Origin of the sequence: Photobacterium aphoticum (assembly GCF_001029435.1) — a bacterium.
Lineage (GTDB): Bacteria > Pseudomonadota > Gammaproteobacteria > Enterobacterales > Vibrionaceae > Photobacterium > Photobacterium aphoticum.
This window is the reverse complement of record NZ_LDOV01000029.1, coordinates 51,555-78,248: the sequence shown is the minus strand read 5'-3', so window position 1 is coordinate 78,248 and position 26,694 is coordinate 51,555. Positions and strand designations below refer to the sequence as shown.

At 51.8% G+C, this 26,694-nt stretch carries 27 protein-coding genes; 10 read left to right on the top strand and 17 right to left on the bottom strand.

Annotated elements, in window-relative coordinates:
* Positions 1-158 precede the first annotated feature (158 nt).
* From ABT58_RS16440 to rfaD, 5 genes are read right to left on the bottom strand one after another with little or no spacing between them, the layout of a single operon-like run.
* On the bottom strand, positions 159-1,238 hold the full coding sequence (locus ABT58_RS16440) for a glycosyltransferase family 4 protein (protein WP_047875531.1): 1,080 nt from the start codon (positions 1,236-1,238) through the stop codon (positions 159-161).
* Entirely contained in the window at positions 1,235-1,984 is a 750-nt protein-coding gene (locus ABT58_RS16435) for a glycosyltransferase family 25 protein (protein ID WP_047875530.1), read from the bottom strand. The genes ABT58_RS16440 and ABT58_RS16435 overlap by 4 nt, the downstream gene beginning before the upstream one ends.
* A complete protein-coding gene (locus tag ABT58_RS16430) occupies positions 1,984-3,150 on the bottom strand; it encodes an O-antigen ligase family protein (protein WP_047875529.1) in 1,167 nt (388 codons plus the stop codon). The genes ABT58_RS16435 and ABT58_RS16430 overlap by 1 nt, the downstream gene beginning before the upstream one ends.
* 10 nt (positions 3,151-3,160) lie before the next feature.
* Complete coding sequence (gene lpxM, locus ABT58_RS16425) at positions 3,161-4,108, bottom strand: lauroyl-Kdo(2)-lipid IV(A) myristoyltransferase (RefSeq protein WP_047875528.1); 948 nt, start codon at positions 4,106-4,108, stop codon at positions 3,161-3,163.
* Between the two features lie 10 nt (positions 4,109-4,118).
* Positions 4,119-5,066 (bottom strand): ADP-glyceromanno-heptose 6-epimerase, encoded by a 948-nt coding sequence (gene rfaD, locus ABT58_RS16420; RefSeq protein WP_047875527.1) that lies wholly within the window; start codon positions 5,064-5,066, stop codon positions 4,119-4,121.
* 116 nt (positions 5,067-5,182) lie between these two features.
* Between rfaD and ABT58_RS16415 the strand changes: the two genes are divergently transcribed.
* Entirely contained in the window at positions 5,183-5,848 is a 666-nt protein-coding gene (locus ABT58_RS16415; RefSeq protein WP_047875526.1) for a TetR/AcrR family transcriptional regulator, read from the top strand.
* Positions 5,849-5,857: 9 nt separating this feature from the next.
* Here the strand turns inward: ABT58_RS16415 and ABT58_RS16410 are convergent, their stop codons facing one another.
* The 3 genes from ABT58_RS16410 to gpmM are packed head-to-tail and all read right to left on the bottom strand — an operon-like array spanning position 5,858 to position 9,509.
* Entirely contained in the window at positions 5,858-6,748 is an 891-nt protein-coding gene (locus ABT58_RS16410) for a divergent polysaccharide deacetylase family protein (protein ID WP_082211131.1), read from the bottom strand.
* Positions 6,749-6,787: 39 nt separating this feature from the next.
* Positions 6,788-7,951 carry a murein hydrolase activator EnvC family protein gene (locus ABT58_RS16405; protein ID WP_047875525.1) on the bottom strand — a complete coding sequence of 388 codons (1,164 nt, stop codon included), beginning with the start codon at positions 7,949-7,951 and terminating at the stop codon, positions 6,788-6,790.
* Positions 7,952-7,967: 16 nt separating this feature from the next.
* Positions 7,968-9,509: a 2,3-bisphosphoglycerate-independent phosphoglycerate mutase gene (gpmM, locus tag ABT58_RS16400; protein ID WP_047875524.1), complete on the bottom strand. Its 1,542-nt coding sequence runs from the start codon at positions 9,507-9,509 to the stop codon at positions 7,968-7,970.
* 429 nt (positions 9,510-9,938) lie between these two features.
* Here gpmM and ABT58_RS16395 point away from each other — a divergent pair, with 429 nt between their 5' ends.
* The 4 genes from ABT58_RS16395 to cysE all read left to right on the top strand — a co-directional run bounded on the left by ABT58_RS16395 (position 9,939) and on the right by cysE (position 13,112).
* Positions 9,939-10,385, top strand: a complete 447-nt coding sequence (locus tag ABT58_RS16395; protein ID WP_047875523.1) for a rhodanese-like domain-containing protein — start codon at positions 9,939-9,941, stop codon at positions 10,383-10,385.
* A 132-nt stretch (positions 10,386-10,517) separates the two neighbouring features.
* Positions 10,518-10,991 (top strand): protein-export chaperone SecB, encoded by a 474-nt coding sequence (gene secB, locus ABT58_RS16390; RefSeq protein ID WP_047875522.1) that lies wholly within the window; start codon positions 10,518-10,520, stop codon positions 10,989-10,991.
* 101 nt (positions 10,992-11,092) lie between these two features.
* Complete coding sequence (gene gpsA / locus ABT58_RS16385) at positions 11,093-12,109, top strand: NAD(P)H-dependent glycerol-3-phosphate dehydrogenase (RefSeq protein WP_047875521.1); 1,017 nt, start codon at positions 11,093-11,095, stop codon at positions 12,107-12,109.
* Positions 12,110-12,290: 181 nt separating this feature from the next.
* Positions 12,291-13,112: a serine O-acetyltransferase gene (cysE, locus tag ABT58_RS16380; RefSeq protein ID WP_047875520.1), complete on the top strand. Its 822-nt coding sequence runs from the start codon at positions 12,291-12,293 to the stop codon at positions 13,110-13,112.
* A 191-nt stretch (positions 13,113-13,303) separates the two neighbouring features.
* On the opposite strand, the gene trmL is transcribed toward cysE, so the two are convergent.
* The gene (trmL, locus tag ABT58_RS16375) at positions 13,304-13,768 is read right to left on the bottom strand and encodes a tRNA (uridine(34)/cytosine(34)/5-carboxymethylaminomethyluridine(34)-2'-O)-methyltransferase TrmL (protein ID WP_047875519.1); all 465 of its coding nucleotides are present in this window, start codon (positions 13,766-13,768) and stop codon (positions 13,304-13,306) included.
* A gap of 231 nt (positions 13,769-13,999) precedes the next feature.
* On the opposite strand from trmL, the gene ABT58_RS16370 reads away from it, so the two are divergent.
* Positions 14,000-15,622: a sensor domain-containing diguanylate cyclase gene (locus ABT58_RS16370; RefSeq protein WP_047875562.1), complete on the top strand. Its 1,623-nt coding sequence runs from the start codon at positions 14,000-14,002 to the stop codon at positions 15,620-15,622.
* A gap of 76 nt (positions 15,623-15,698) precedes the next feature.
* Here ABT58_RS16370 and cpxA read toward each other — a convergent pair whose 3' ends face one another.
* Together cpxA and ABT58_RS16360 are read right to left on the bottom strand one after the other, a co-directional pair.
* Complete coding sequence (gene cpxA / locus ABT58_RS16365) at positions 15,699-17,060, bottom strand: envelope stress sensor histidine kinase CpxA (protein ID WP_047875518.1); 1,362 nt, start codon at positions 17,058-17,060, stop codon at positions 15,699-15,701.
* A complete protein-coding gene (locus ABT58_RS16360; RefSeq protein ID WP_047875517.1) occupies positions 17,060-17,752 on the bottom strand; it encodes a response regulator in 693 nt (230 codons plus the stop codon). The genes cpxA and ABT58_RS16360 overlap by 1 nt, the downstream gene beginning before the upstream one ends.
* A 183-nt stretch (positions 17,753-17,935) precedes the next feature.
* Between ABT58_RS16360 and ABT58_RS16355 the strand changes: the two genes are divergently transcribed.
* Positions 17,936-18,424 (top strand): CpxP family protein, encoded by a 489-nt coding sequence (locus ABT58_RS16355; protein ID WP_047875516.1) that lies wholly within the window; start codon positions 17,936-17,938, stop codon positions 18,422-18,424.
* Positions 18,425-18,992: 568 nt separating this feature from the next.
* Positions 18,993-19,955: a 6-phosphofructokinase gene (gene pfkA, locus ABT58_RS16350; protein WP_047875515.1), complete on the top strand. Its 963-nt coding sequence runs from the start codon at positions 18,993-18,995 to the stop codon at positions 19,953-19,955.
* A gap of 160 nt (positions 19,956-20,115) precedes the next feature.
* On the opposite strand, the gene tpiA is transcribed toward pfkA, so the two are convergent.
* Complete coding sequence (tpiA, locus tag ABT58_RS16345) at positions 20,116-20,886, bottom strand: triose-phosphate isomerase (protein ID WP_047875514.1); 771 nt, start codon at positions 20,884-20,886, stop codon at positions 20,116-20,118.
* A gap of 389 nt (positions 20,887-21,275) precedes the next feature.
* On the opposite strand from tpiA, the gene ABT58_RS16340 reads away from it, so the two are divergent.
* Complete coding sequence (locus ABT58_RS16340) at positions 21,276-21,623, top strand: 5-carboxymethyl-2-hydroxymuconate Delta-isomerase (protein WP_047875513.1); 348 nt, start codon at positions 21,276-21,278, stop codon at positions 21,621-21,623.
* A 17-nt stretch (positions 21,624-21,640) separates the two neighbouring features.
* Here ABT58_RS16340 and ABT58_RS16335 read toward each other — a convergent pair whose 3' ends face one another.
* The 3 genes from ABT58_RS16335 to ABT58_RS16325 form a co-directional block, all read right to left on the bottom strand.
* Positions 21,641-22,009, bottom strand: a complete 369-nt coding sequence (locus tag ABT58_RS16335) for a DUF3135 domain-containing protein (RefSeq protein ID WP_047875512.1) — start codon at positions 22,007-22,009, stop codon at positions 21,641-21,643.
* Between the two features lie 65 nt (positions 22,010-22,074).
* A complete protein-coding gene (locus ABT58_RS16330; protein WP_047875511.1) occupies positions 22,075-22,818 on the bottom strand; it encodes a ferredoxin--NADP reductase in 744 nt (247 codons plus the stop codon).
* 13 nt (positions 22,819-22,831) lie between these two features.
* Positions 22,832-23,449: a helix-turn-helix transcriptional regulator gene (locus tag ABT58_RS16325; RefSeq protein ID WP_047875510.1), complete on the bottom strand. Its 618-nt coding sequence runs from the start codon at positions 23,447-23,449 to the stop codon at positions 22,832-22,834.
* A gap of 12 nt (positions 23,450-23,461) precedes the next feature.
* Here ABT58_RS16325 and ABT58_RS24500 point away from each other — a divergent pair, with 12 nt between their 5' ends.
* Positions 23,462-23,584, top strand: a complete 123-nt coding sequence (locus ABT58_RS24500) for a hypothetical protein (RefSeq protein ID WP_268248401.1) — start codon at positions 23,462-23,464, stop codon at positions 23,582-23,584.
* A gap of 262 nt (positions 23,585-23,846) precedes the next feature.
* Here the strand turns inward: ABT58_RS24500 and glpX are convergent, their stop codons facing one another.
* Complete coding sequence (gene glpX, locus ABT58_RS16320; RefSeq protein WP_047875509.1) at positions 23,847-24,854, bottom strand: class II fructose-bisphosphatase; 1,008 nt, start codon at positions 24,852-24,854, stop codon at positions 23,847-23,849.
* 257 nt (positions 24,855-25,111) lie between these two features.
* A complete protein-coding gene (gene glpK / locus ABT58_RS16315) occupies positions 25,112-26,626 on the bottom strand; it encodes a glycerol kinase GlpK (protein WP_047875508.1) in 1,515 nt (504 codons plus the stop codon).
* Between the last annotated feature and the right edge of the window lie 68 nt (positions 26,627-26,694).

Genomic DNA, 26,694 nt, shown 5'->3' with positions numbered 1-26,694 from the left:
CTTTGGTTACATTTACACATGTTATTTATTGTGTGTATCTAATTATTTAGTGATAGAGACATTTATAGTCAGAGTTGTTGAGAATATTTCTCTGTGTATATCTTTAAATGAGCATATAGCGAAGGGCATGGCTTGAGTCGTCATACCCTCCTTTATTATTAAGACTTTATGATTTTTTCAAAAAAACGGATGTGATTTTTTACGGTTTGGTCGGCATTGAATTCTGTCGCCAGTTTGTGTTGTGCGGCCTGACTGAAATCAGCAATAAGGGCTTTATCATTAATCAGGGTATTCATCGCTTTGGCCAAGGCTTTAGCATCTTTGGTCGGGACGATAAACCCGGTTTTCCCGTCATCTACCAACTCCGGTGAGCCCCCCGTGGTGGTAACAACGGAGGTGGTGCCATTCGCCATGGCCTCAATGATCGTACGAGGCAGGCCTTCGCCACTGATCGAAGGTTGTACTTGGAAATCTGCCATCGCCATGATGGAGGGGACGTCTTGGCGGTGGCCAACCAGGTGAATGCGATCTGCCATTGGGCTTTGCTTGATTTCATCGAAATGCGGTTCAAACCCACTGCCAACCAACAGTAAATGGAAGTTTGGATTATCAATATGATGCGTCGCCTCCACTAATACCGAAATCCCTTTGCTTGGGCGTACATGGGCGGCGCATACGGCAATGGTGTGCTCGTCGTTAAGGCCAAATTCAGCACGCTCGGTAGGGGCGACGCTGTACCAGTCCAGTTGGTGACCCTTATAAATGGTGACGATGTTGTCTTTGTGCTTCCAAACGCGCTGACTGACATCGTGGCGAACAGCGTCAGAGACACAGACAATGCCGTTAACTCGAGGGTGTAAGTGAGTTAGGTATGCACTTGGATCATGACGATACAGTCCCCCCGTCGTGCCACGGTACGTCACCATTTTGGCGCGCGTACCGAAACAGGCAAACGCCGCATTGGGAATTGTTTTGGAATTAAATCCGTAGCAAATGTCGTAGTCACCGTCTTTCAGCTCTTTGTGGAGTGTCTTAATTGTCGTGAGACAAATCTTTTTCTTTGGGTAGCAGTCAATCACTTTGACGCCATGTTCACGAAATCGCGCCACATAATCCGCATCGCCTTGTGTGGCAACGGTGACTTGGTGACCCTGGCGCACCATTTCAATGAACATTTCAGCTTCTGGACGGACACTATTCCAAGCGTGGTGATAGGAGCTGGCAATCAAAATTTTCATTTCTTCTTATGCATTCCTATTCTAAAGCAGGTGTTGTGATACTCACGACGACAAAGTTCAAATAAATTGAATGTTTCACGTTTTAATCGACAATACATGCTACGTTTTGTTTTTGAACCATAACCAATTTCTGAGTCAAATTTAGGGTCATTGGTTAAGCAAGCTGGAACGGTACCATAACATTCAACTTGGTTTATCCAGAATCTATCCATGTAGATATCGACAGCCATATACCAACGTGTTGAGTGGGTGAGTAATTTTTTTGCACCGTTAGGCGTAAGATAATACCCAGTTGTACTCATGTGTCCTCGGGTGAATTTATGAATACTTAATCCCTTTTGTTCTATTATTGGCCAAGATGAAAATGCTCTGCGTTTATTATCAAATAGACGTAAACATTCAATAGATGGGTCAAGAGTCGGTAATATACTGATAAACTCCATAAAGGGTTCAGAATAGATTAGAGCGTCATCTTCAAGGATTATGATAGGCTTATCATTTTCAACGCATTTTTGCCATAGAAGATAATGGCTGGCATAGCAACCAAGTTGTCCTCGACTCAAACTTTTTCCACGATACTGCTGGCTTAGCTGATCATCATAGAGGTCAAATAATGGATGTTGCTCTTTGTGGCCATTTACAGCCGGAAAAATATGGAAAGGAAGCTTCAATGTATTCAATTGACGTGCAATGTTGTCACGGCGATCAACAGAAGCTTCTAAGTTAATGACGAAAATATCACTCATTATTTATTTTCCATTGGTGTCATTAAACAGCTGACAAGAATCATATATAAAAGTAACGGCTGTGCATGGTTGAAAGGGACATCCGTTAAAGAGGCGATTGCGTATAATAATACCAAAGCAACTAAAATATAACGATGCATATATGTTGATTTTGTTAAGCTTAGCAAAGGTATAATAAGTAAAGCAATGAACAAACTTAAGCCGACAACACCACCTTTAATAATTTTGTCTATATACTGATTGTGGTAATGCGCTGGGTTAAGGTGTTTTAATGCTTGAGAAACACTCCCTTGTTGGTATAGTTCATTAAACTTTTGTTTGTGCTCTTCACCTAATCCTAATAGCCAATTATCATCAATGATTTTTGGCGCAAGCGCCCACATTTGTAAGCGAAGTCCAATGGAAGTATTGAGATTACCATTCATAATCTGAGAGATTTCGTATTGAGTTTCGCCAATACGTTTTTCTACTATTGGATGTAAACTAAATCCCCCCGCTATTAATATTGCCACACAAGCAAGTAATCCCTTTTTACTCGTAAGTACATGACGAATCTGGAAGATTATGAACAGTGCAATGAGTACAAAATAGCTTAACCAAATGCCTCGTGTTTGGCTGATAAGTACGGCAGCGGTACTTAAAAAGAATGCGAGTAGGCATATAGTTCGTTTCGGATTAGATAAATACAGTGCGCTAACGAGAGACAGTAGACCGAGGGCTGCACTCATGGTTGCTTGTGGGATGGCATTAATATCCCAAAGGCCGCGATCTACGCCAAGGTAAACCCCCCAATAAAATGCAAAACCTAGAGATGATAGACTGCCGATCAATAACAAGACATGTAGATATCTATTGAGTAAATGGTGCGGAAAAAACACCAAAAACAATGAAGCAGTGAGTAATGCACGTAACTCACGAGAACTTAGCCCATGATAGTGATAGCTAAACAATGCATATCCAGTAGTTGCTAATAATACCCATAGGAATTTATCGTTCTTGATATTGCTTTTTGCCATGTTGAAACCATAGGCACAGATTGAGGCGATGATTGCTACGATCGCGAATCCTACCATCGGTTTGTCTCCACTGCGCATCAATAACATGCCACTAAAGAGCCAAATAATTGGTAGCAGCATACCTGCATTAAGAAGTGTTTTTTTATTCATTACTTATGACTTATTTATAAGGGCTATCTTCGCCATTCGGGCGGGTTTTTAATAAACGCAAAATCCACATGTATTGCTCTGGGCGCTCCGTCACATACTGTTCAATACATTGGTTCATCTGGCGAGCATCTTGCTCTTCGGTGTCCAGCGGGAACGGTGACAGCGGGGCAGAGATTTCGATCTCGTACTGTCCGGTCTCACTGCTGTAAATCGCATACAGTGGGACAATCTTGGCGCGGCTCAGTTTGGCTAAGCGGCCAAGGCCGGAAATCGTAGCTTTAGTAGTGGCAAAAAAGTCCACAAACACGCTGTGCTCCGGGCCTAAATCTTCATCTGGCAGGTAGTAGCCCAGATAGCCTTCACGAATCGATTTTATGAAAGGCTTAATGCCGCCACTGCGCTCGTACACGCGGCCGCCGTACTGTACACGTTGTTTGTGCATCAGCCAGTCAGAGACCTGATTTTTTTGTTTTTTTGCCATGGCGGACACAGGCAGGCCGCGCGAGGCCAGCAAAATGGCAGGAATATCAATCGCCCAGGTGTGTGGCACCAACAAAATCGCGCTCTCGCCACGGGCTTTGAGTGCGGTGAGGTGCTCTTCGCCGCGAATGACGGTGTTGTTTTCCAGCCACTCTTTGCTGCGCAGGCTCAATGAGGCAAACCCCATCAAAAAGCTACCGGCTGTAACGTAACTGTTAAACAACATTGTTTCGCGTTCTGCTTCCGTGCGCTCTGGGAAGCACATCGCCAGATTGACACGGGCGCGCTGATTGGCCTTGCTGTTCAGTTTCAGAGCTTGCTTGGCAAATGCACTGGCCAGTGCGCGGCGTGCGCGGTGTGGCAGCAGGCTGATCAGTGAGGCGATCAGTACTGTACACCAGGTACCCCAGTATTTCGGGTGCAGGAAAGCCCAGCTAAATGCCGGATGGTAGGCTTGTTTGTCGTAATGTTCGTTCATAACCGGACTATTATTGTTGGTTCAAGATGGCCATGTATTCGACCACGCCCTCAGCCACTGACTTGAAGGACTCGGTGTAGCCTGCTGCACGGACTTTGGTTAAATCGGCTTGCGTGAAGGCTTGGTAACGGCCTTTTAAATGGTCAGGGAACGGGATCTCTTCAATCACCCCTTTGCCATGGAAAGCGATCACCGCTTTGGCCACTTCACTGAACGGTTCGGCATTGCCGGTCCCGCAGTTGAAAATGCCAGACACACCCTGCTGCCAGAACCACAGGTTCATCTTGCACACATCGCCCACGTACACAAAGTCACGCTTGAGGTTGTCAGAGCCTTCAAACAGTTTCGGGTTATCGCCCTGACCGATTTGTGTGTTGAGGTGGAAGGCTACTGACGCCATGCTGCCTTTGTGTTGCTCGCGCGGGCCGTAAACATTGAAGTAACGGAAACCCGTGATTTGCGATAGTGTCTCACCGCGTTGCTCAGCGTCTTGCCATAGGCGACGTACGTAGTTATCAAACTGCTGTTTGGAGTAACCATAGACGTTCAGTGCGCCTTCATACGGTTGCTCTTCAATAAAGTCATGGTCGCGACCGCCATAGGTTGCCGCCGAAGAGGCGTATAAGAAAGGAATACGACGCGTAAGGCAGTAGTGCAACAAGGTTTTGGAATACTCGTAGTTGTTACGCATCATATATTTGCCATCCCACTCGGTGGTGGATGAGCAAGCCCCTTGATGGAATACGGCCTCGATAGTGTCGAGTGACTCATCGGCTTGCAGATAGGCAAGGAAATCATCCTTATCCATGTAATCGGCAATATCGAGGTCGACTAAATTGGCAAACTTAGTGCCGTCTTTCAAGTTGTCGACCACCAGAATGTCGCGGTGGCCTTGTGCGTTGAGGGCTTTGACGATATTGCTGCCGATCATACCGGCGCCGCCAGTTACTATTATCATGGCTATTCCAGTGTTTTATTTGGGGAAACAGCGCCATCTCTGCCGCTGTGATGAATTATCTTTATGATAGTATGAGCAGATAGCTAACGGTATGGGCTGATTAAAGTGAGAAGCAAATGAAAACCCGCGATCGAATCATTATGGCTGCACTGGCTTTGTTTAATGAAAGCGGCGAGCCGAATATAACGACGAATCATATTGCTGCGCATCTCGGGATCAGTCCCGGTAACCTGTATTATCACTTCCGCAATAAGGAAGAGATTATACACAGTATTTTCGATCAATACGCGCAGGATCTCAGTATTCACTTTCAGCCTCTGGCCCAAACCCCGATCACCAGTGATGACTTGCTGGTGTATTTGGACTCGGTGTTTATGCTGATGTGGCGCTACCGTTTCTTCTACGCCAACCTGCCAGACATATTACGTCGAGACCCAGCGTTGCAGCATAAGTACCTGGCGGCGCAGGAAACTTTGCACGGCAATATCATGGCGATTATGCACAGTTTCCGTCAGAGCGGCTTGCTGGAGCTGGATGATAAAGAGCTGCTGAGTTTAGCCAGTAACCTCAAACTGGTGGCGTCGAGCTGGATTTTTTACCAGACCACACAAGCCCCCGGTGCGACCATTACCAAAGCGGTGATTTATCAGGGCGTGTTGCAGATGCTGGGTATCGTGCGTCCGTTGACCACACCGGCCGGTAAGGCGGAAGTGCTGCAGTTGGAGGCGCATTACTGTGCACAGGTGGCTCAGGCGCAAACAGCGTCGGATACTGACGAGTAACCTCACTGCTTACACGTTGTTTTTCACCCGAGTGCCAGCCGCGATGGGAGCCGGCTCTGAGGTTGATGCCGTGCCTGCTGTGACGGTTTGCTCTGTATCAGAATGAGATGCCGACGGGGAAGATACAGTGAGGTGAGATGCAGCTGGATGAGGCGGATACAACGCTGAGAGCTTGACCAGCGTGACGTCATGCTGGGGCTGTCGGGCAAGCCACTGCTGCAGGGTGTGCAGTGTCACCGGATACGGGTGGCCGATGGCAATGGCGTAACCGTGGCGTTGGGCGCGCTGCACCGCACGTTGGAGTTGTTGGTGCACAAAGGATGCGGTGCGTTCGTGATCAAGAAAAATATGCCGGTCGAGTGTTGCCACCTGATGGGCACGGGCTTGTTGTCCTGCGCGTGAATGGGGCGTGGTGCGGCTGTCTAAAAAGGCCAGGTGTTGCTGGGCCAGCACTTCCATTACCCAGCCAGAGGCTTGGGCATCTTGGGTAAAAGCGCTGCCCATGTGGTTGTTAATGGCAAAGGCATCGGGCAACTGCGCGAGCGCCTGACGCAGGGTCGCTTGTACCGTGGCTTTACCCATACTGCGCATCAGGGTGTTGGGCTCCAGTGGCGCGGGGCGACTGGGCTCCATCGGCATGTGCAGGAGGATATCCCTTTGTTGCTGTCTGGCTTGGTCATGGACCTGCGTGGCGTAAGGTGTGTTGGGTAAAATCGCCACACTGATCTCGGCAGGTAGCTGAGCAAGGGGACTCGGCATGGCCTGATAGCCCAGATCATCAATCACTATCGCCAGTTTAGCGATCGGTTGAGAAGGTGTTGGGGCGAGGGGCGTTGCCTGCACCTCAAACGTGAGGTGCAGCAGGAAAAAAAGCGGGAGCCAGCGGGCAAGCCGTTGCATTTCTGTCATCCGTGTCAGAAGGAGTGGGGGCGTTGCCGGTTAGCGGGTCAGCCAGGAACGCGGGTTCGATGGGCTGCCTTTGCGGCGGATCTCAAAGTACAAGGACGGTTCTGCCTGACCGCCACTGTCACCGACAAGGGCGATGGCCTCATTGGCCTGCACATTATCGCCGACTTTTTTCAGCAGGGTCTGGTTGTAACCGTAGAAACTCATGTCCCCTTTGCCGTGGTCGATCACCAGCATCAGGCCATAGCCGCGTAGCCAGTCAGCAAACACCACTTTGCCCGGGTATACCGCTTTCACTTGGCTGCCAATCGGGCTTTTCACCACCATGCCTTTCCAGCGTAATTCCCCTTGTTGCGGGCTGCCGTAACTGTGCAGGATGCTGCCTTTGACCGGCCACGGTAGTTTACCTTTGTGTTTGGCCAGGCCATCCATCGGTGCCTGACGACGCGCGGCTTCGGCGGCAGCTTTGGCACGGGCGATTTCTTTGATCAGGCGTGATTCGTTATTTTTCAGCTCAGTCAGGTATTGGCTATCGGTTTGGATCTGATTTTTGATGCTGCTGACCGTACGCTGACGCTGACGGCGTTCGCCTTCCAGCTTTTTCTTGTGCTGTTGCAGCTGTGCCAATTGCGTTTCTTGCTCGGCACGTTGCTCCGTCAGCTGGTGCTGCTTGAGTTGCAATTCCGTGGTGGTGGCGGCCAGTTCATCCAGTGCTTGACTGCGTGCTTGACTGAGGCGCTCGGCATAATGGGTGTAGCGGTCAAGATCGCTGCGGTTATGATCGCTCAGCAGCAGGGCTAACTGGCTCTGTTGACCTTGACGGTATTGGGTGTTGATCAGGGCTTTGAGCATTTCCTGCTGGCCCAGCTGGACCTGGCGCAGGTGAGAGAGTTGTTGCTCAAGCTCGCGAATAGAGTCGGTGAGGGCAGCGGTACGTTTTTCCGCTTGGTGGATCGCTTTGGCTGTGTCGGCGATACCGGTTTCTTGCTGGCGCAACGCGCTTTGCAGGCTGTCGATTTTCTTTTTATTGGCCGCCACTTGTTGTTGCTGGCGGGTGATTTCTTGTTTGACGCCCTCTAATTGTCCCTGATTGGCGCGTGCCAGATCCGGAGTCAGTAAAAGGCCAAACGACAGGCATAACAAAGCGCCAGTGCATAAAGCACTGGCGCGGAGCATTTTTTGTAGGTGTGTGATCATATCCCGCATGGGGAGATTATTTCAGATCGAACAGCACCTGACCAGTCATCTCTGCAGGGATTTCAATATCTGATAGCGCCAGCATGGTTGGTGCTAGGTCAGACAGCTTACCGCCTTCTTTCAGCGTTAGCGCTTTGTCACCCACGTAGATCAATGGTACAGGCAGGTTAGTGTGTGCAGTGTGCACGCCGCCTGTCTCTGGGTTGATCATCATTTCTGCGTTACCGTGGTCAGCGGTGATCAGTAGTTGGCCGTCCATTTCACGGATTGCGTCAACCACTTGGCCGATGCAGCTGTCTAGCGCTTCACACGCTTTTACTGCCGCATCGTACACACCGGTGTGGCCAACCATGTCGCCGTTCGGGTAGTTACAGATGATGGTGTCAAACTCGCCGCTCTTGATCGCTGCAACCAACTTCTCAGTCAGCTCTGGTGCGCTCATTTCTGGCTGTAGATCGTAGGTTGCCACTTTTGGTGATGCGACCAACTGGCGAGATTCACCGTCGAACTCGTCTTCGATACCGCCGTTGAAGAAGAAGGTCACGTGTGCGTATTTCTCTGTCTCAGAGATACGTAGCTGCTTCTTGCCTTTCTTCGATAGCCATTCACCCAGCGTGTTGTCCAGGCTTGCTGGTGGGTAAGCAATGGACAGGTCGATATCTGCTGCGTATTGCGTCAGCATCACGAAATCAGCTAGCTGTGGGAACTGAGCACGCTCAAAGCCCGTGAAGCCCGGTTCGAAAGCACGGGTGATTTGACGCGCACGGTCAGCACGGTAGTTCATGAAGATCACCGCATCGCCGTCTTCCATCGCTGCGACATCTTGGCCTTCAGCACGGATTTCTGTTGCTTTCACGAACTCATCGTTTTCATCACGTGCGTAAGCGGCTGTTAGACCTTCAACGGCAGAGGCTGCTGTGAACTCCGCTTTGGCTGCGGTAAGCAGGTTGTAAGCGACTTCAACGCGATCCCAGTTGTTGTCACGGTCCATGGCGTAGTAACGGCCAACCAGTGACGCGATGCGGCCTTTGCCTAGTTCAGCAAATAGGGCATCAAAACGGGATAGAGAATCTTCGGCGCTGCGTGGTGGCGTGTCGCGGCCGTCAAGGAAGCAGTGTAGGTAGATTTTTTCAGCGCCACGTTTGGCTGCCATTTCTACTGCTGCTGCGATGTGGTCTTCGTGGCTGTGAACGCCACCTGGTGACATCAGACCCAGGATGTGAACCGCTTTGCCAGCGTTAACCGCTTTATCGATAGCGTTAACAAGGGCGGCATTTTCGAAGAAATCACCGTCGCTGATGGATTTGGTGATGCGGGTTAGGTCTTGGTAAACCACGCGACCGGCGCCGATGTTGGTGTGACCCACTTCAGAGTTACCCATTTGGCCGTCTGGTAGGCCCACGTCCATGCCTGATGCCGAAATCAATGTGTTGGCTTCGTTCGCGATCAATGCATCCATCACCGGTGTCTTGGCGTTGGCAATCGCGTTGTCAGCGTTGTCTTCGCGGTAACCCCAACCATCAAGAATAACCAAAGCCAGTGGCTTTTTAGCAGACATAGTGCTGTCCCTCGTAAAGTTAGAAATCTGAGTATAATTTGGATCAATTACCTTAGCGATGTATGCCGCCGAATTCGCTAAGGTAATTGCTCCGCATCCACGTAATTTTACTACACTTTAGGCGGCAAATTGCAGGATGAGATCAAACAATGCTGTGAATGGATTGTTATCTTCTTACAGAAATATATGCATTTCTGACCCGGAGTGTAAGCCCTGCAGCACACTTTTTTTGACTTTTTACGTGTGGCGAATTATTCACAATCTCGCTCACGCTGTAAACGACTGCTGGGGGCGGGGAGTGAGCCCGAGCGCGGAATGGTGGCATCTTACTGTACAACGCGCTTGGCGCGGGTATACTCAGGAGCCTTAATTATGTGGAGTTTAGCCCTGGTTACAGTTGGCTGATATTAGGAAAATAGAGCGAACGTCATGCAGCAATACATCGATTTTGTAACAAGTAATCCTATCCTGGCATTGGTGTGGGTCGGTTTGGTGGTGGCCATCATTTCATCGTACGTGAAACAGAAAACCGCCGGCTACCAATTCGTCACCCCTAACGAAGCCACTGCAATGGCCAACCGTGAAGACGGTGTGTTTGTTGATATCCGCAGCCGCGACGAATATCGCAATGGCCATATTGCCGGAGCACTTCACATTTTGCCAAGCCAGATCAAAGAACAGAATCTGGGTGAGCTTGAAAACCACAAAACTGCCCCAATCATTGTGGTATGCAAGACAGGTCAAACGGCACAACAAAGTGCGGATCTGTTGCACAAAGCCGGTTTCAGTAATGTGAATGTGCTGAAAGATGGCCTGATTTCGTGGAACGAAGCCAACCTGCCGTTGGTTCGTAAGTCCGTGAAAGGCAAAAAGTGATCGCGGTGCGCGCTGTAACACGGGTTGATTGATGGTGCAGCGCCCCTTTGATTTTGTGCAGTTGTGATAAATATCATGGTTGCGATATTGATTGGCTCACAGTGGTGAGCGTGAGAGAAAAAGGACTCTAAAATGGCTGAAGCAGCAAACAACGAAGCACAGCAAAACTTCCAAATCCAACGCATTTTCCTAAAAGACGTTTCTTTCGAGGCGCCAAACTCACCACAGATGTTCCAAAAAGAATGGAACCCAGATGTGAAGCTGGATCTAGACACGCAAAGCCGTGAGCTAGGCGAAGGCGTATACGAAGTGGTATTGCGTCTGACTGTGACAGTGAAGAACGATGAAGAGACTGCATTCCTGTGTGAAGTACAGCAAGGCGGTATCTTCTCTGCAATGGGTATGGAAGCACCACAACTTGCTCACTGCCTAGGTGCATTCTGCCCGAACATCCTGTTCCCTTACGCACGTGAAACGATCTCTAGCCTAGTGGTTAAAGGTACGTTCCCACAGCTAAACCTAGCGCCAGTGAACTTCGATGCGTTGTTCATGAACTACCTTCAGAACCAAGCGCAAGCGAACACTGAAGAAAATACTGAAGCGTAATCTTTCGCCTCGTCATTTTCGTGTCGACCCGCGTGTCACACACTTAAGTAACACATGTCACGTCACACCACGTGTCTCGTAATAGAAATAGGTACACCGTAATGAATCCAGGCAATGATAAAGCGATCAGCATGACGGTCCTCGGCGCAGGCTCTTATGGCACGTCGCTGGCGATCTCATTAGCGCGTAATGGCGCTAACGTGATCCTGTGGGGCCATGAGCCTGAACACATGGCACAGCTGGAGCTTGACCGCGCCAATGCGGCGTTTTTGCCAGGGGTGGCATTTCCCGATTCACTGATCGTCTCTGCCGATTTAGAGCAGGCCGTTCAGGCGAGCCGTGATCTGCTGGTGGTGGTACCGAGCCACGTGTTTGGTGATGTCCTGACTAACGTGAAACCGTTCTTGCGTGATGATTCGCGTGTGTGCTGGGCCACCAAAGGGCTGGAGCCGGAAACCGGCCGTCTGTTAAAAGACGTGGCGGTAGAAGCGCTGGGCGAGGATGTCCCGCTGGCGGTGCTGTCTGGCCCGACGTTTGCGACCGAGCTGGCCGCTGGCATGCCAACTGCGATTGCCGTGGCGTCGCCGGACGAAACGTTCGTGCGCGATCTGCAAGAGAAAATTCACTGCAGCAAGACCTTCCGTGTCTACAGCAACAGTGATTTTATCGGCATGCAGTTAGGTGGCGCCGTGAAGAACGTGATTGCCATTGGTGCGGGTATGTCAGACGGCATTGGCTTTGGTGCGAATGCGCGTACGGCGTTGATCACCCGTGGTTTGGCAGAAATGTGTCGCTTGGGTGCCGCATTAGGTGCGCAACCGGAAACCTTCATGGGCATGGCAGGACTGGGGGATTTGGTACTGACTTGTACCGATAACCAATCCCGTAACCGTCGTTTTGGTCTGGCGTTGGGTCAGGGTCAAGATGTGGATACCGCGCAAGCAGCCATTGGTCAGGTGGTGGAAGGTTATCGCAACACCAAAGAAGTCTGGGTGCTATCCCAGCGCATGGGTGTTGAGATGCCGATCACCGAGCAGATTTACCAGGTATTGTACCAAGGTAAAGATGCCCGAGAAGCGGCCAAAGATTTGCTGGCACGCGAAAAGAAAGTCGAATAACGGTCACTGACAGCCCATGGGGTTGTCTGCTGCCCTGACGCTGAGAACAACGTAGGCTATTTGGTCTACGTTGTTTTTTTTTCAGGGCGCGTTACAGTTATAGCTGCAAACACGAACCATGAAAAAGTGAGCGAGTGAGATCGCTCCTGCAACAACCATCAGAAAGCATACCGAGGGTGATGTGAGGGAATGTCAACAATATGCCGTGTGGCAGGCAATAAAGCAGGAAGCAAGACAGCAGGCCGAGCAAGAGCCGATGCTGGCGAGCTTCTATCATGCGACCATTATCAAGCATGACAATCTGGCGGCGGCGCTGAGTTACATCTTAGCGAACAAGCTGGCGACGCCATCGATGCCGGCGATGGCCGTGCGAGAGGTGATTGAAGAAGCGTTTGCGGCAGACTGTTGCATCACTGAATCGGCCGCGTGCGATATCCGTGCGGTGGTTGAGCGCGACCCGGCGGTTGAGATGTTTTCCATTCCGTTGCTGTACCTGAAAGGCTTCCACGCGCTGCAAGGCTACCGCGTGGCAAACTGGTTGTGGAAACAAAACCGCATGGCGTTGGCGGTATACCTGCAAAACCAGATCTCGGTGACCTGTCAGGTGGATGTGCACCCGGCGGCGAAAATCGGTCAGGGGATCATGTTTGACCACGCGACCGGTATCGTGATTGGTGAAACGGCGGTGATTGAAAATGATGTGTCGATCCTGCAGGACGTGACGCTGGGTGGTACCGGTAAATCGGGCGGGGATCGTCACCCGAAAATTCGCGAAGGTGTGATGATCGGTGCCGGTGCGAAAGTGCTGGGTAACATCGAAGTGGGTGAAGGCGCGAAGATCGGTTCGTGCTCGGTGGTCCTGAACCCTGTTCCGCCACACACGACGGTGGCTGGGGTACCGGCGAAAATTGTGGGTCGTCCAAGCAGTGAGAAACCGTCGATGGACATGGATCAGCAATTCAATGGCACCAGCCAGACCTTCATTGCCGGCGACGGTATCTGAGTGCCCCAGAGCGCGAGCGTGCAGTGAATGCCTTCGTCGGGCGTCGGGCGGTTTACCGTCTGCCATGACAAAACGCATGAATAGTTTGTATAAAAAAGCGAGAGTCTCCTCTCGCTTTTTTTGTGTCCGTTCGCCTTTTGCTTCATTAAAAGCACACTCGATGGCCTTGTCTGTGAGGCAAACCGGGCAGATCAGATCGCGCCTTTAAAGCCCAACTGACGCCACGCTTCGTAGCCAATAATGGCGGCCGCGTTAGACAGGTTCAGGCTGCGGCTGTCCGGGTGCATCGGAATACGCAGGCGCTGTTCCAGCGGCAGACTTTCGATCAGCGCTGCCGGCAAGCCACGGGTTTCCGGGCCAAACATCAACACATCGCCTTCCTGGAACTGGGCATTGGTATGGAAGTTGGTGGTTTTGGTGGTGCAGGCAAACAGACGGCGATCGCCAATGTGTGCCAAAAATGCGGCCAAGTCTTTGTGGCGGTAAACGTGGGCTAAATCATGGTAGTCCAAGCCCGCACGACGCAGCTTTTTCTCTTCCAGATCAAAGCCTAATGGTTCAATCAAATGCAGGTTAGCCCCGCAGTTAGCACATAAGCGGATAATGTTGCCGGTGTTAGGGGCGATTTCCGGTTCATACAGGGCAATATCAAACATGGTCTTAGCCTTATCGCGAAAAAGGATCCTCATAGGATAGGCCGCTAGGGTAGCCAAAAATCGCTGGCGCGTCGATGATCACGCCAGCGCGGTGTGTTGTTTTCTATAGAAAAAACATGCGATACTTGCTGCGCATATGGTCATACCTCTTGGCTATGGCTGGTTTTTCTCCCGCACGTAAGCAGAAGGAATTTGTGGTGTGCTAGCGTTATAAAGTTGCTGTTATTCGTCATGCCATTCCTAGAACATTCAAAACCGTATCCGTTTTACCCCCGTTTTTTTCTGTTTCTCAGCATACTGTTAACGGTCTTTATTCTGATTGTGTATACCCACAGTCAGGTGCGATTTCAGGCCGATAAAGAAAAAGTGCTGGTGCAACAGGAGCTGTCCCTGAGCGCACAGAAGCACTATATCCATAACGCCATGCAGGCGGTGGTGCGTGATGCCACCTTTGTGGCGGATATGGCTACTTTCAGCCATATTGATGCTTTGTATGCCAAACCGTCTTTGACCCCCTCTGAGCAACAGACATTGCGCAATTTTGAGCAAGATGTGCAGGCCTTTAGCCAGCGCAGTGGCATGTATGATCAGGTACGCTTTATTGATGCGGATGGCCGTGAGCAGCTACGGGTGAACTACAGCGATGAGCATGCCTATCAGGTGGCGAAAGCGAAATTGCAAAACAAAGCGGGCCGCTACTATGTGCAAGAAGGATTGGCACTGATCCCGGGCGAAGTCTATATCTCGCCGTTGGATCTCAATATCGAACACAATGAGATTGAGCTGCCGCACAAACCGATGATCCGTATCGTGGTGCCGATCTATAACACCATGAACTTACGTGTCGGTATTGTGGTCTTGAACTATCTGGCCCAATACATGATCGACGAACTGCGCTTGTTTCACCGTGACGACAGCATCGAATACATGCTGGTGAACCATAACGGACAGTTTTTGTATCACAGTCATCTCCCTGAGTATGAATTTGCCTTTATGTTTGGTCATGATGGCCTGACGGTAGATCAGGTCTACCCTGGCATTTCCGATACCATTTATGGCAAGCAAGATCTGCAACTCGACAGTGAGGAGGGGATCTATACCATCTCAACCATCGGCGCCGTCGATCGGATCAATCCGTATTGTTTTGATGGCCAGCACGTGACAGAAAACACCTCAACGTCATGGCGGCTGGTGTCATTCGTGAAGAATCCGTCGCAGCACTATTTTTGGCTATATGTGCAAAGTAACACGGTGATCCTCTTGTTCGCCGCCGGCCTGATGGTGTTATTGGCTTATGTCGCTGCCAGTTATTGCCGGGCAAAACGCAATGAGGAGCACAACCTGTATGTGATGGCGCACAGTGATGAGCTGACGCAATTGCATAACCGTTTGTCTTTCTTTAAACACGGTAAAGCGGTGTTAGACGAGGCACTGAAAAGCCGTCAACCGGCGGGGTTGTTGTTCATTGATTTGGATGATTTTAAGCACATCAATGACACCTATGGCCACCAAGCGGGCGATCAGGTGTTACGTCATGTTGCAGCCTGTATGCGCAAAAGCTTTGGCGAGCAGGCACTGCTGTGTCGCTTGGGGGGCGATGAGTTTGCGGTGATCGTGGTCGGTGAGTGTTTGGCGGTCGATCAGCTTGTTACGGCATTCTTTACGGCGTTGCGGGATCCGGATTGGCTGCACACGATGGGGATCCCGGTCTCTGCCAGTGTGGGCGGCGCATTGTTCCCTGCGTGTGGTGATAACTTGGATACGTTGATGCATCAGGCAGATCTGGCGATGTATTGCACCAAACGGGCAGGGAAAGGCGGCTTTGTGTGGCTGACTCACCCGAAGGACGTATAACGTCGCTTCGGGGAGGGATTGCGCGTTTTTACGGATGAGGAGCGGTTTTCTGTTCGCCGCTATCTGCTGCTATTCGTTATCCGCTTAAAGGCAGAGTAATGGTGACCATCAGGCCGCCCAGTGGGCTGCGGCTGGCATGGATGGTGCCGGAGTGCTGGCGGATCGCACTGTCGGTAATGGCCAGCCCTAATCCTGTGCCACCGCTGCTGCGATCGCGGGCGGTGGAGACGCGATAGAACGGACGGAAAATATCGTCCAGCTCAGGTTCGGGCACCCCTTCACCGTTGTCTTCGACCGTGATCGTCAGCTGCGTATCGCGAGGGCTGAAGGTCACGCGGATGGTGTCGTCGCCATATTTGATGGCATTGCGGATGACATTTTCCAGCGCACTGATCAGCAGGTTCGGGTTACCGCTGATCGGCCAGTTGGCTAATGGCGTGTAATGCAGATTTTTACCGCATTGCTCCGCCTCAAAGCTGGCATCTTCCAGCATGTCGTACCACAGCGTATGGGCATCCGACAGCTCTCGCTGCTCATGGCTGTTAACCTGCATGCGCGACAGTTCCAACAATTCACTGATCATCGCTTCCAGTCGTTCTGCTTCCGTATCGATGCGGGTCAGCTCTTTGCTTTCCCCTTGCTTGCGCTGTGCTAATGCGGTCGCCATGCGCAGGCGGGTCAGCGGTGAGCGTAATTCATGAGAAATGTCAGACAGCAAACGTTGCTGGCCGCTCACCATGTTATTGATCGCCCCGACCATCTGATTAAAGCTGGCACCGGCTTGTTTGAATTCACGCGGGCCAGACTCCAGCTTCGGATCCACTTCAAATTCCCCTTTGGCGACTCGCTCGGCGGCTTGTTGCAAACGGCGGGCAGGGCGTGTGACGGCCCAGGCTAACCACAACAGCAGCGGGGTGCTGACCAGCATGGTAAACAGCAGCAGTTGCAGCGGTTTGTCCAAAATACGGATAAAGAACGGCGGTGGTTCGCGCCAGAAGCGGCCGACGTACATCAACAGCGTGTCATTCTGGTACGGCACGGCAAACGGGCCTGCCATCATCCAGCGACCGTAGAGCTTCTGTTTGGGGCTGTTCGGGCTGTCAGCCATGGTGATGAAGTTACGCAACGCCTTATTACGGCCTTGTGGCGCAATGATTTCCCCGTCCTGTGTGGTGAAATACAGCTGGTGGCCCTTGTGGCGGTCATGCTCTGTAAAACGTTTGAGGCGCTTTTTCAACGGTCCGTGATCCCGCGCGAGTTCGTCCGCGATCTCTTGCGCGCCTTCTTGCAGTCGCTGCAACTGAGGTTCTGGGATCGTATGCTGGGTACGCGGGTCAAGGTTGGGCAGCAAGATCAGGCTGAGCACCACAATCATCAAAGTGAGCCAAAATATGGCAAAGATACGGCCATACAGGCTGGAGAAATGCGGCAGCTTCATCAGGCGTCCTCAACCAGCAGGTAGCCTTTGCCGCGCAGGGTTTTGATCCAGGTTTTGCCGTCATCACGCTCCGGCAACTTTTTACGCAGGTTCGAGACATGCATGTCGATGGCGCGATCAAACGGTGCGAGGCGTTTGCCTAACACTTCCAAACTCAGTTCGTTTTTGGCAATGATTTGCCCCGGGTGCTGAATGAAATAGCTCAGCAGCGCCAACTCGGTGCCGGTCATCTCAATCGGCTGGCCGTGGCACAGCACTTCCTGACGGCCGGGGTAAATTTCGATGTCCTGATAGCGCAGGCAGTCCGGGCTGCTTTTGTTGGTCTGGGTTGCCGCTTGTGTACGGCGCAAGATCGCGCGCATGCGTGCCAGCAGCTCACGATCGCTGAACGGTTTAGGCAGGTAGTCATCCGCGCCTAATTCTAAGCCCAGGACGCGGTCGATCTCTTCGCCTTTGGCGGTCAGCATCAAGACCGGCGTGACATGCTTTTCGCGCAGACGGCGCAGCATTTCGGTGCCGTTCATGACGGGCATCATCACATCGAGCAGGATCAAATCCACGCTGTCGTCGACCTTGGCCAAGCCTTGTTCGCCATTGTTGGCTTCGATCACCTCAAACCCTTCCAGTTCAAGAATGTCCGTTAATAAGGCGGTCAGTTCCGTATCATCATCAACAAGCAGAATTTTGGCCATGCGGGCACCTTTGTCATCATCGTGTAGGCTTTAAGTATCCCTAAAGGCGAGAAAGACGCCAAGCGAAAGCCACACAGCTTTACGCTATTTTACGTTCTCTCGACAGCCCTTTACCTTGCAGCGGGTAAGCTTACTCCATACCCAAGACGTTCCACTGAGATAGCAACCCTGGAGACGAATAGCATGACTTCATTGAAAAAAACATTGGCCCTTGTGATCGCACTGCCGCTGGCGCTAGGCTCAGCGTCTGCATTGGCTTACGGCGGTGGTAAACACCACAAAGACGGCGGTAAGCACGGCTGTGGCATGGATGATCGCGGCATGTTCCGCGCCTTGGATTTAACCGACGCCCAGAAAGACGAAATGAAGACCCTGCGTAAAGCTAACCGTGAAGCGATGCACAGTGAGTTTGCCGCGCACCGCAGCGAGATGCAGGCCCAGCACCAGAAAATGCAGCAATTGGTATTAGCCGACAACTTTGACGAAGCGGCTGTGCGTGCGCTGGCTGAGACAATGAGTGAGCAGCAGATTGACCGTCGTGTGGCGATGATGAAACAGCGCCATGCCATGATGCAGATCTTAACTCCTGAGCAGAAGACCAAATACCAGGAGCTCAAAGCCGAGCGTATGGAAAAATGCCAGGCGAAAATGGCCGAAAAACACGGTAACTAAACCGGTTTTTTTCCCAGACTGCGTGATAGCCGCCACACTTTATGGCGGCTTTTTTTTGTTAATTTATCGAGATAATGGGTAACAAATCACCCAACCTAGGTGATTTTGTTATTAATTTTCATCCTAAAAAAGCTATACTGCGGCCTATTGCCCAGTCAGTGCAGTCAATCAGGCGTGATTATCAAGGATGAAGCCAGTGTCGCCCAAGGTTATCCCCCTCTTTACTCTGCCTAACTGGAGGCGCGAGTACCACGATATATACTTGTTACAGTAGCGTTGAGCATGGCCTCCGCTGCCCACAAGACCGGTATTCGCCAGTCGTTTACTATTTCGATGACATCGCGGGTCAGACAGCGGCGAGGAATGCGTGTGCTACCGAGGTAGTCGCAGGTGATCGTGATGTGAATCAACAAAATTTTTTATCAAAATTGTAATACTCCTACATTAGTAGGAAAGTTACAGTTTACACACGGGCACAGGCCGCTCGTTCGGTTTGTGGCGCCAAGTGGGGAACCTTGGCAACCTGTGTCGGATTTGAATTTTCAATTCCCAACGTCAGAGGGTAACCATGATTAAGAAGATTGGTGTATTGACCAGTGGTGGTGACGCACCTGGTATGAACGCGGCAGTGCGCGGTGTTGTGCGTATGGCACTGTCTGAAGGCCTAGAAGTTTACGGTATTTACGACGGCTACCAAGGCCTGCATCAGAACCGTATTGAGAAATTGGACCGCAAGAGCGTGTCTGATGTGATCAACAAAGGTGGTACTTTCCTAGGTTCTGCTCGTTTTCCTGAGTTCAAAGAAGAGCACGTGCGTGAGCAGGCGATTGAAAACCTGAAGCTGCACGGCATTGACGCGCTGGTTGTGATCGGCGGTGACGGCTCTTACATGGGTGCGAAGAAGCTGACTGAAATGGGTTACCCATGTATCGGTCTGCCAGGCACGATCGACAACGACGTTGCAGGCACAGATTACACAATCGGTTACCTGACGGCGATGAATACGGTTATCGATGCGATTGACCGCCTACGTGACACGTCTTCTTCTCACCAGCGTATTTCTATCGTTGAAGTGATGGGCCGCCACTGTGGCGATTTGACCCTGATGTCTGCGATTGCGGGTGGTTGTGAGTACATCATCACGCCAGAAACCGGCCTGAACAAAGAAAACTTGCTTGAGAAAATCAAGGAAGGGATCGACAAAGGTAAGAAGCACGCGATCATCGCGATCACTGAGCTGATGACTGACGTGAACGAGCTGGCGAAGTACATCGAAGACCAAACTGGCCGTGAAACCCGTGCAACGGTACTGGGCCACATCCAGCGTGGTGGTCAGCCAACGGCTTTCGACCGTATCCTAGCGTCTCGCATGGGTGCTTACGCGGTTGAGCTACTGATGGAAGGCCACGGCGGTCGCTGTGTGGGTATCCAGAACGAGCAGATGGTTCACCACGACATTATCGACGCGATTGAAAACATGCGTCGTCCAGTGCGTACAGAGCTTTACACGCTGGCTGAAAAACTATTCTAAGCCATTAGGCCAAGATAGCATTGAAAGAAAAGCCGACGTCATGTCGGCTTTTTTGTGCCTGCGATTTTTTTTGCGCCTGCGATAGGGACCCGCATGAAATCACAGGTACAAAAAAGGCCACCCGAGGGTGACCTTCTTCAATGACCATCAGTAATGATGATTATTTTTTCGCTTCAGCGGCTGCTTTAGCGATTGCTGCGAAGCTTGCTGCGTCTAGTGCAGCGCCGCCTACTAGCGCGCCATCGATGTCTGGCTGTGCGAAGTATGCAGCTGCGTTTTCTGGCTTAACAGAACCGCCGTACTGGATCACAACGTTCTTCGCCACGTCTTCGCTCTTCTCTGCGATGTGTGCGCGGATTGCTGCGTGGATGCGCTGTGCATCGTCAGCGGTTGCTGCTTTACCTGTACCGATCGCCCAGATTGGTTCGTAAGCGATGATTGCGCCGTTTAGGGCTTCAACGCCTAGTAGGTTGATCACAGCGTCAATTTGACGTGCACAAACTGCAACGGTTTCGCCCGCTTCGTTTTGTGCTTCTGACTCACCGATACATAGTACAGGTGTTAGGCCGTGTTCTTTTAGGAATGCAAATTTCTTCGCAACGAATTCGTCTGATTCGTTGTGGTAGTCACGACGCTCAGAGTGGCCGATGATGATGTGGCTTGCGCCGAAATCTTTTAGCATTACTGGAGAGATGTCACCAGTGAACGCGCCGTTTGCGTTAACGTCAACGTTCTGTGCACCAAGGATGATTTTGCTTTCCGCTTTACCGATTAGCTGCTCAGCAAGATCCAGGTACATTGCTGGTGGCGCGATTGCTACGTCTACACCTTCTACACCTTTCAATTCTGCATCCAGACCTTTAATTAGGTTAGATACCATTTCCTTGCTGCCGTTTAGCTTCCAGTTACCCATAACCACAGGATGGCGCATAGCTTTTCTCCAAATCAATTTGATGTAATAAGTGGATACCTAATAGCGTAGCGTGCTGCGAATCGCCGCCAGATCGCTATGCTGTGAAGTATCGCCGTAACTATATAACAATTTTGGAAGTTAATTTACTGTCCGAAATCATTTCTCTGTCTGGTTGTACCTTTTTCATCGCAAAAAGTGAACCGCTGCGGGGAATTATTTTCCATGAGTGGGTAGGGAAATACCATCGCGGATCGGTGAGGTGGTTATCCTCATTGGCAAATTGGGTGACATAGGCAGGAAAATGACACGCGGGTTTTGCTCTGCCGGACGAATCTTCGCTACTGTAGGGCGAGACAGGAAAATAACCGATATAACAAATGATAACGGTACACAGGGAGAATGTGATAATGCCTAATTTAGTGATGGAATACGCCGAACCCGTGGCAGAGCGGGTCAATATCCCCGGCTTGCTGGCAGACTTGCATCAAGTGCTGTTAGACAGCGGGGTGTTTGTGCCGGACACGGTGAAATCACGCAGCTACCCATGCCAGACGTGGCTCGTGGGCGAAGGGGCGGATATCGACACCTTCATCCATGTGCAACTGAGCCTGCTGGACGGGCGTGAGCCGGCGGTTAAGCGCGAGTTGTCCCGCGCACTGATGGTGGTATTGGAACAGCATGCCACCGCCGTGACAAGCCTGACGGTGGACATACGCGATATGGATCGGGACTGCTTCATGAAGATCAGTCAGTGAGCTAGCCTGTATCGGCGCTAGTCTTCATCAAGTAATGAGCCTTTATCTGGTGACTGGTTCGAAGAGTCGACGTCTTTGGTCGGCCGCACAAACGGATGGACGGTCGCCTGCTCAGCCGTGAGGGCTTCAGGTGTGGTTACCGCCAGGGCAAAGCGCTTGAGCTGCTGCTGAAGTTCGCTCATCAGCAGCATGTTGGTATGGTTCGGGTTTCGACCACGGGCGATCACGTGATTGATGTGGCTCAGTTGCGCCTGCAGGCGCGGCTTCATGGCGTCGCTGGCGTTGGCGATGATGGCTTCACTCATGCGCAGGCGTAAGGCTTCCAGTGCCTCAGGATCGTCGTTAGCCAGTTGTTTCAAGGTATCAAAATCGGGCAAATCATCCATTGTGTGTCCCTCTTTTTCGTGGTGTCCCTGAATGTAGTCTAGACGTTGGGCCTGACGGCTCAGACTTACCAGTAATGCTCCATGGTAATGTGGCCGGGCTGGCGGCGCAGATTTTTGCGAAAGCCCCTGGCTTCCAGTGCCGCGCGGGTATCTTTCACCATCTCCGGGTTACCGCAGAGCATGAGCTGGCTGTGTTCAGGATCCAGTGTCAGGCCGACATGACGCTCGAGCATGCCATCGGCAATGGCTTGAGGAATGCGGCCGGGCAACGCCGGTGGCGCGGGTTCACGGCTGACAAAGGGCTGGACGATCAGTTGGTCCGGATAGCGTTCTTTCAGTTGATTGATTTCAGCCTGATAGCTGAGATCGGCCGAGAAGCGCACCGCGTGGCTGAGGATGACTTTACGAAAGCGCTTCCACACGGTGGGCTCGCGCAGAATGGACAGATACGGACCAATGGCGGTGCCGGTGGCCAGCAGCCAGAGGTGATCGCTGTCCGGGATTTCATTTAAGGTAAAATAGCCGTTGGCACGGGCAGAGATGAAGACCTCATCGCCGGCTTCCAGCGCATGCAGACGGGGGGAGAGCAGGCCATCGGCCACACGGGTGGCATAGATTTCAATCTGATTGCTCGATGGCGGGTTCACAAACGAATAGGCGCGCTGGATCATTTTTCCGTCGATTTCCAGCCCCAGTTTGGTGAACTGGCCTGCCTTAAACGGCTCGATGTTGGCCTCTAGGACAAGACTAAATAAATCGTGGTTCCAGTGTCGGTTGGTGATCACCTTAGCGGGAATCCAGTCAGCCATAATGCTCTCCTCGTTATGCTTTTATTATTCGATACGCACAGCGCCTTTCTCCAGCGATAATGTGTTCCTTGCGTTCAATGTGATACTCCTCGCCCAGCAGTTGCTGGAAGACCGTGAGTTCTGATTGGCAGAGTGATGGGCAGCGGTGGGCGGCGTGGCAAATCGGGCAATGGTTCTCCACAAAAAGGAACCCGTCGCCGTGTGGTTGGTAGTTTGCCATATAACCTTCCTGCTCCCTGAGTGTAGTCAGGATCTGCAGTTTTTCTTCTAAATTTGCCGCTTCCGCCAGCTTGTCTTGATAGTGAGCCAGGGTGTTGGCTTCCCGGCGGGCAATCACTTGTTGCAGGCCGTCTTTGCCAAACAAGGTTTCGACTGAATCTAAGGTCTGCACCAACAAATCGTCATGGCGGTTGGCGAACTGATTGTGCCCCGCTTTGGTGAGAAACCAATGACGGGTCGGACGACCCACTTTGACTTTCACATCCTCAAAACTGACCAGACCGTCAGCTTCCAGCCCTTGCAGGTGCTGACGTACCCCCATGCTGGTGAGCTGGAAGGTTTCGGCTAAGCGTTTGGCGGTTTGTGGCCCTTCGCGCTTAAGTTGATAAAGGATGCGGTCAATGGTCTTCATGTAGCCTTCTCTGTGTACTTTGTTGTGCTGCGTAACATGGTGCGTCTGCTCGGTATGGTGCTTGCGATGATGACGTCAGTGATTGTGGAAAAAATCACCGTTCTTTATTCATTATGTAGCGAGCTGGCTAAATAAAGCAACTACTTTACAAAACGCGTTCGGAGAGGGGGACGATCACGGTGAGGGAAAAGAAGGGGAGCGTGAGCCGAATAAAAAGTCACGGACAAGCGCGCGAATCCATGCAAGGAGGAGTGTGAAGAGGAGGGCGAAACGGACGACGCTGTCTGATCCTAACGCATAAACTGCGGGGCTGGCGGAAGACTGAGGAAGCATAAAAAAACAGGCGTCCTGAGGGACGCCTGTTCAGAGATGATGATCGGCTGTTCAGCCGTTGGCTTTACAGGATGTGGCCGACAATCGCTGGGTCTTTGCGATCCAGGTAGTGGGTCGACTTGATGCGACGGATCGTGCGGCACTTACCACGGATCAGCAGGGTTTCGGTGGTTGCGATGTTGCCCTGGCGGTGGATGCCATCCAGCAGATCACCTTTGGTGATCCCGGTACCGGCAAAAATCACGTTATCGCTCTTCGCCATGTCTTCCATGCGCAGCACGGTATTCGGCTCGATGCCCATTTCGTGGCAGCGGTCGATTTCAATCTGACCCAAGCGGCGGTTTTCTTCGTTGTCGCCTTTCACGTCATGACGTGGCAGCAGACGGCCGTGCATGTCGCCACCCAGTGCGCGGATCGCGGCCGCAGACACCACACCTTCCGGCGCGCCACCGATGCAGTACATTACGTCCACTTCGCTGTCTGGCATACAAGTCAGAATAGACGCGGCCACGTCGCCATCCGGGAATGCGTACACACGCACACCCATCGCCTGCATGTCGGCAATGATCGCGTCGTGACGCGGTTTTGCCAGCGTGGTCACCACTAGGCTGGATAGGGGCTTGCCCAAGGCTGCCGCGATGTTTTCCAGGTTTTCTGTCAGAGGCTTAGCCAAATCGATCACGCCTTTGGCTTGTGGGCCCACGACCAGTTTTTCCATGTACATGTCAGGGGCTTTCAGGAACGAGCCTTTTTCGCCCGCTGCCAGTACCGCAAGGGCATTGTTCTGGCCCATGGCAGTCATGCGTGTACCTTCAATCGGGTCAACTGCGATATCGACAGCATCACCGCCGGTACCGACTTTCTCGCCGATGTACAGCATTGGCGCTTCATCGATCTCACCTTCACCGATGACGATCTCACCTTCAATTTCAGTCTGGTTTAGCAGTGTGCGCATGACTTCAACCGCTGCGCCGTCAGCAGCGTTTTTATCACCACGGCCAAGCCATTTGTAACCTGCTAGCGCAGCACCTTCAGTGACACGGGAAAATGCCATCGCCAAATCGCGTTTCATGGGAACTCCAACAATAGAAATCAGTGGGCTTGGGGCAACAGGGTCGACATCCGTTTCTGCTGCCCGCTCGATCTGGCGGCGATTCTAGCACAACTGATAGTGAAACGTTTGCGTTAAAACAAGATTGTGTCATGTGAAAGCGGGGAAAGGCGGGGATATTGCTGTGAAAAGTACAAAAAAGGCCTGCATCAGCAGGCCTTTAGCACGTTATGGGTATTTATGTTTCACTGCGCGTCGTGTGCAGTGAAAAAACGGGCTTAGATGTCTTCTTCCAATGCCCAGCCTTTGGCGCACTCGACCGCACGTTTCCAGCCACGGTAGCGGCGGTGACGCTTGCCGTCATCTGCACAAGGCATGAACTTACGATCGATTTCCGCTTTGCCTTTGAGCTCATCAATGCTGCCCCAGAAGCCCACTGCCAAACCTGCCAGGTAACCGGAACCCAGTGCGGTGACTTCCGTCACGACAGGGCGGTGTACTTCGGTGTTTAGAATGTCAGACTGGAACTGCATCAGGAAGTTGTTGGCAACCGCGCCGCCGTCAACACGCAGCGAGGCCAGTTCAATCGACGAGTCTGCCTGCATCGCATCCAGTACGTCACGGGTCTGGTAAGCCACACTTTCCAGGGTCGCACGGATGATGTGGTTAGCATTCACCCCACGGGTCAGGCCGACAATCGCACCACGGGCATACGGGTCCCAGTACGGGGCGCCCAGACCGGTAAAGGCCGGTACCACGTACACGCCGTTCGCACTGCCGACTTTCTCTGCAAAGTATTCGGAGTCTTTGGCATCATCCAGCAGCTTCACTTCATCACGCAGCCATTGGATAGACGCCCCGCCCATGAAGACCGCGCCTTCCAGTGCGTACGCCACTTCGCCTTTCGGACCACAAGCCAGTGTGGTCAGCAGGCCGTTGTGCGAGGTCACTTTTTCCTTACCGGTATTCATCAGGAGGAAACAGCCTGTGCCGTAGGTGTTTTTCGCCTGACCGGCTTCCACACACATCTGGCCGAACAGCGCCGCTTGCTGATCACCGGCGATACCGGCGATAGGAATACGTGTCCCGCCTTTACCCCCGATGTTGGTCTGGCCGTACACTTCTGATGACGACTTCACTTCCGGCATCATGGACAGAGGAATATCCAGCGCTTTAAGCAGTTTCTCATCCCACTGTAGGGTGTTGATGTTAAACACCATCGTGCGTGAGGCGTTGGTGTAATCGGTCACGTGTACGCGGCCTTGGGTCATCTTCCAGATCAGCCAAGTATCGACCGTACCGAATAACAGATTGCCCGCTTCCGCTTCTTCGCGTGCGCCTTCAACGTTATCCAAAATCCATTTGATCTTGGTACCGGAGAAGTAAGGGTCAACCACCAGGCCAGTGTTGTCACGGATGTAGCCTTCCAAGCCGTCGGCTTTTAAGGTTTCACAGATGTCAGCCGTACGGCGGCACTGCCATACAATCGCGTTGTACACCGGTTTGCCGGTATTTTTGTTCCAGACAATGGTGGTTTCACGCTGGTTGGTGATACCAATGGCAGCCACCTGATCAGAGCGGATGCCGGCTTTGGCCAGAGCTTCCACGAGGGTAGAGCTCTGGGTCGCGTAAATTTCGAGAGGATCGTGTTCTACCCAACCCGCTTTCGGGTAGATCTGGGTGAATTCACGTTGTGACGAGCACACAATATTCGCGTTGTGATCAAGCACGACGGCACGTGAGCTGGTGGTACCCTGATCAAGTGCAACAATGTACTTTTGCTCTGTAGTCATGACGGTTTCCTCTAATTGTCATTATATAAGGGTAGTAGAGAGTCGTTTGTTCTAGTTTTTGTATCTGT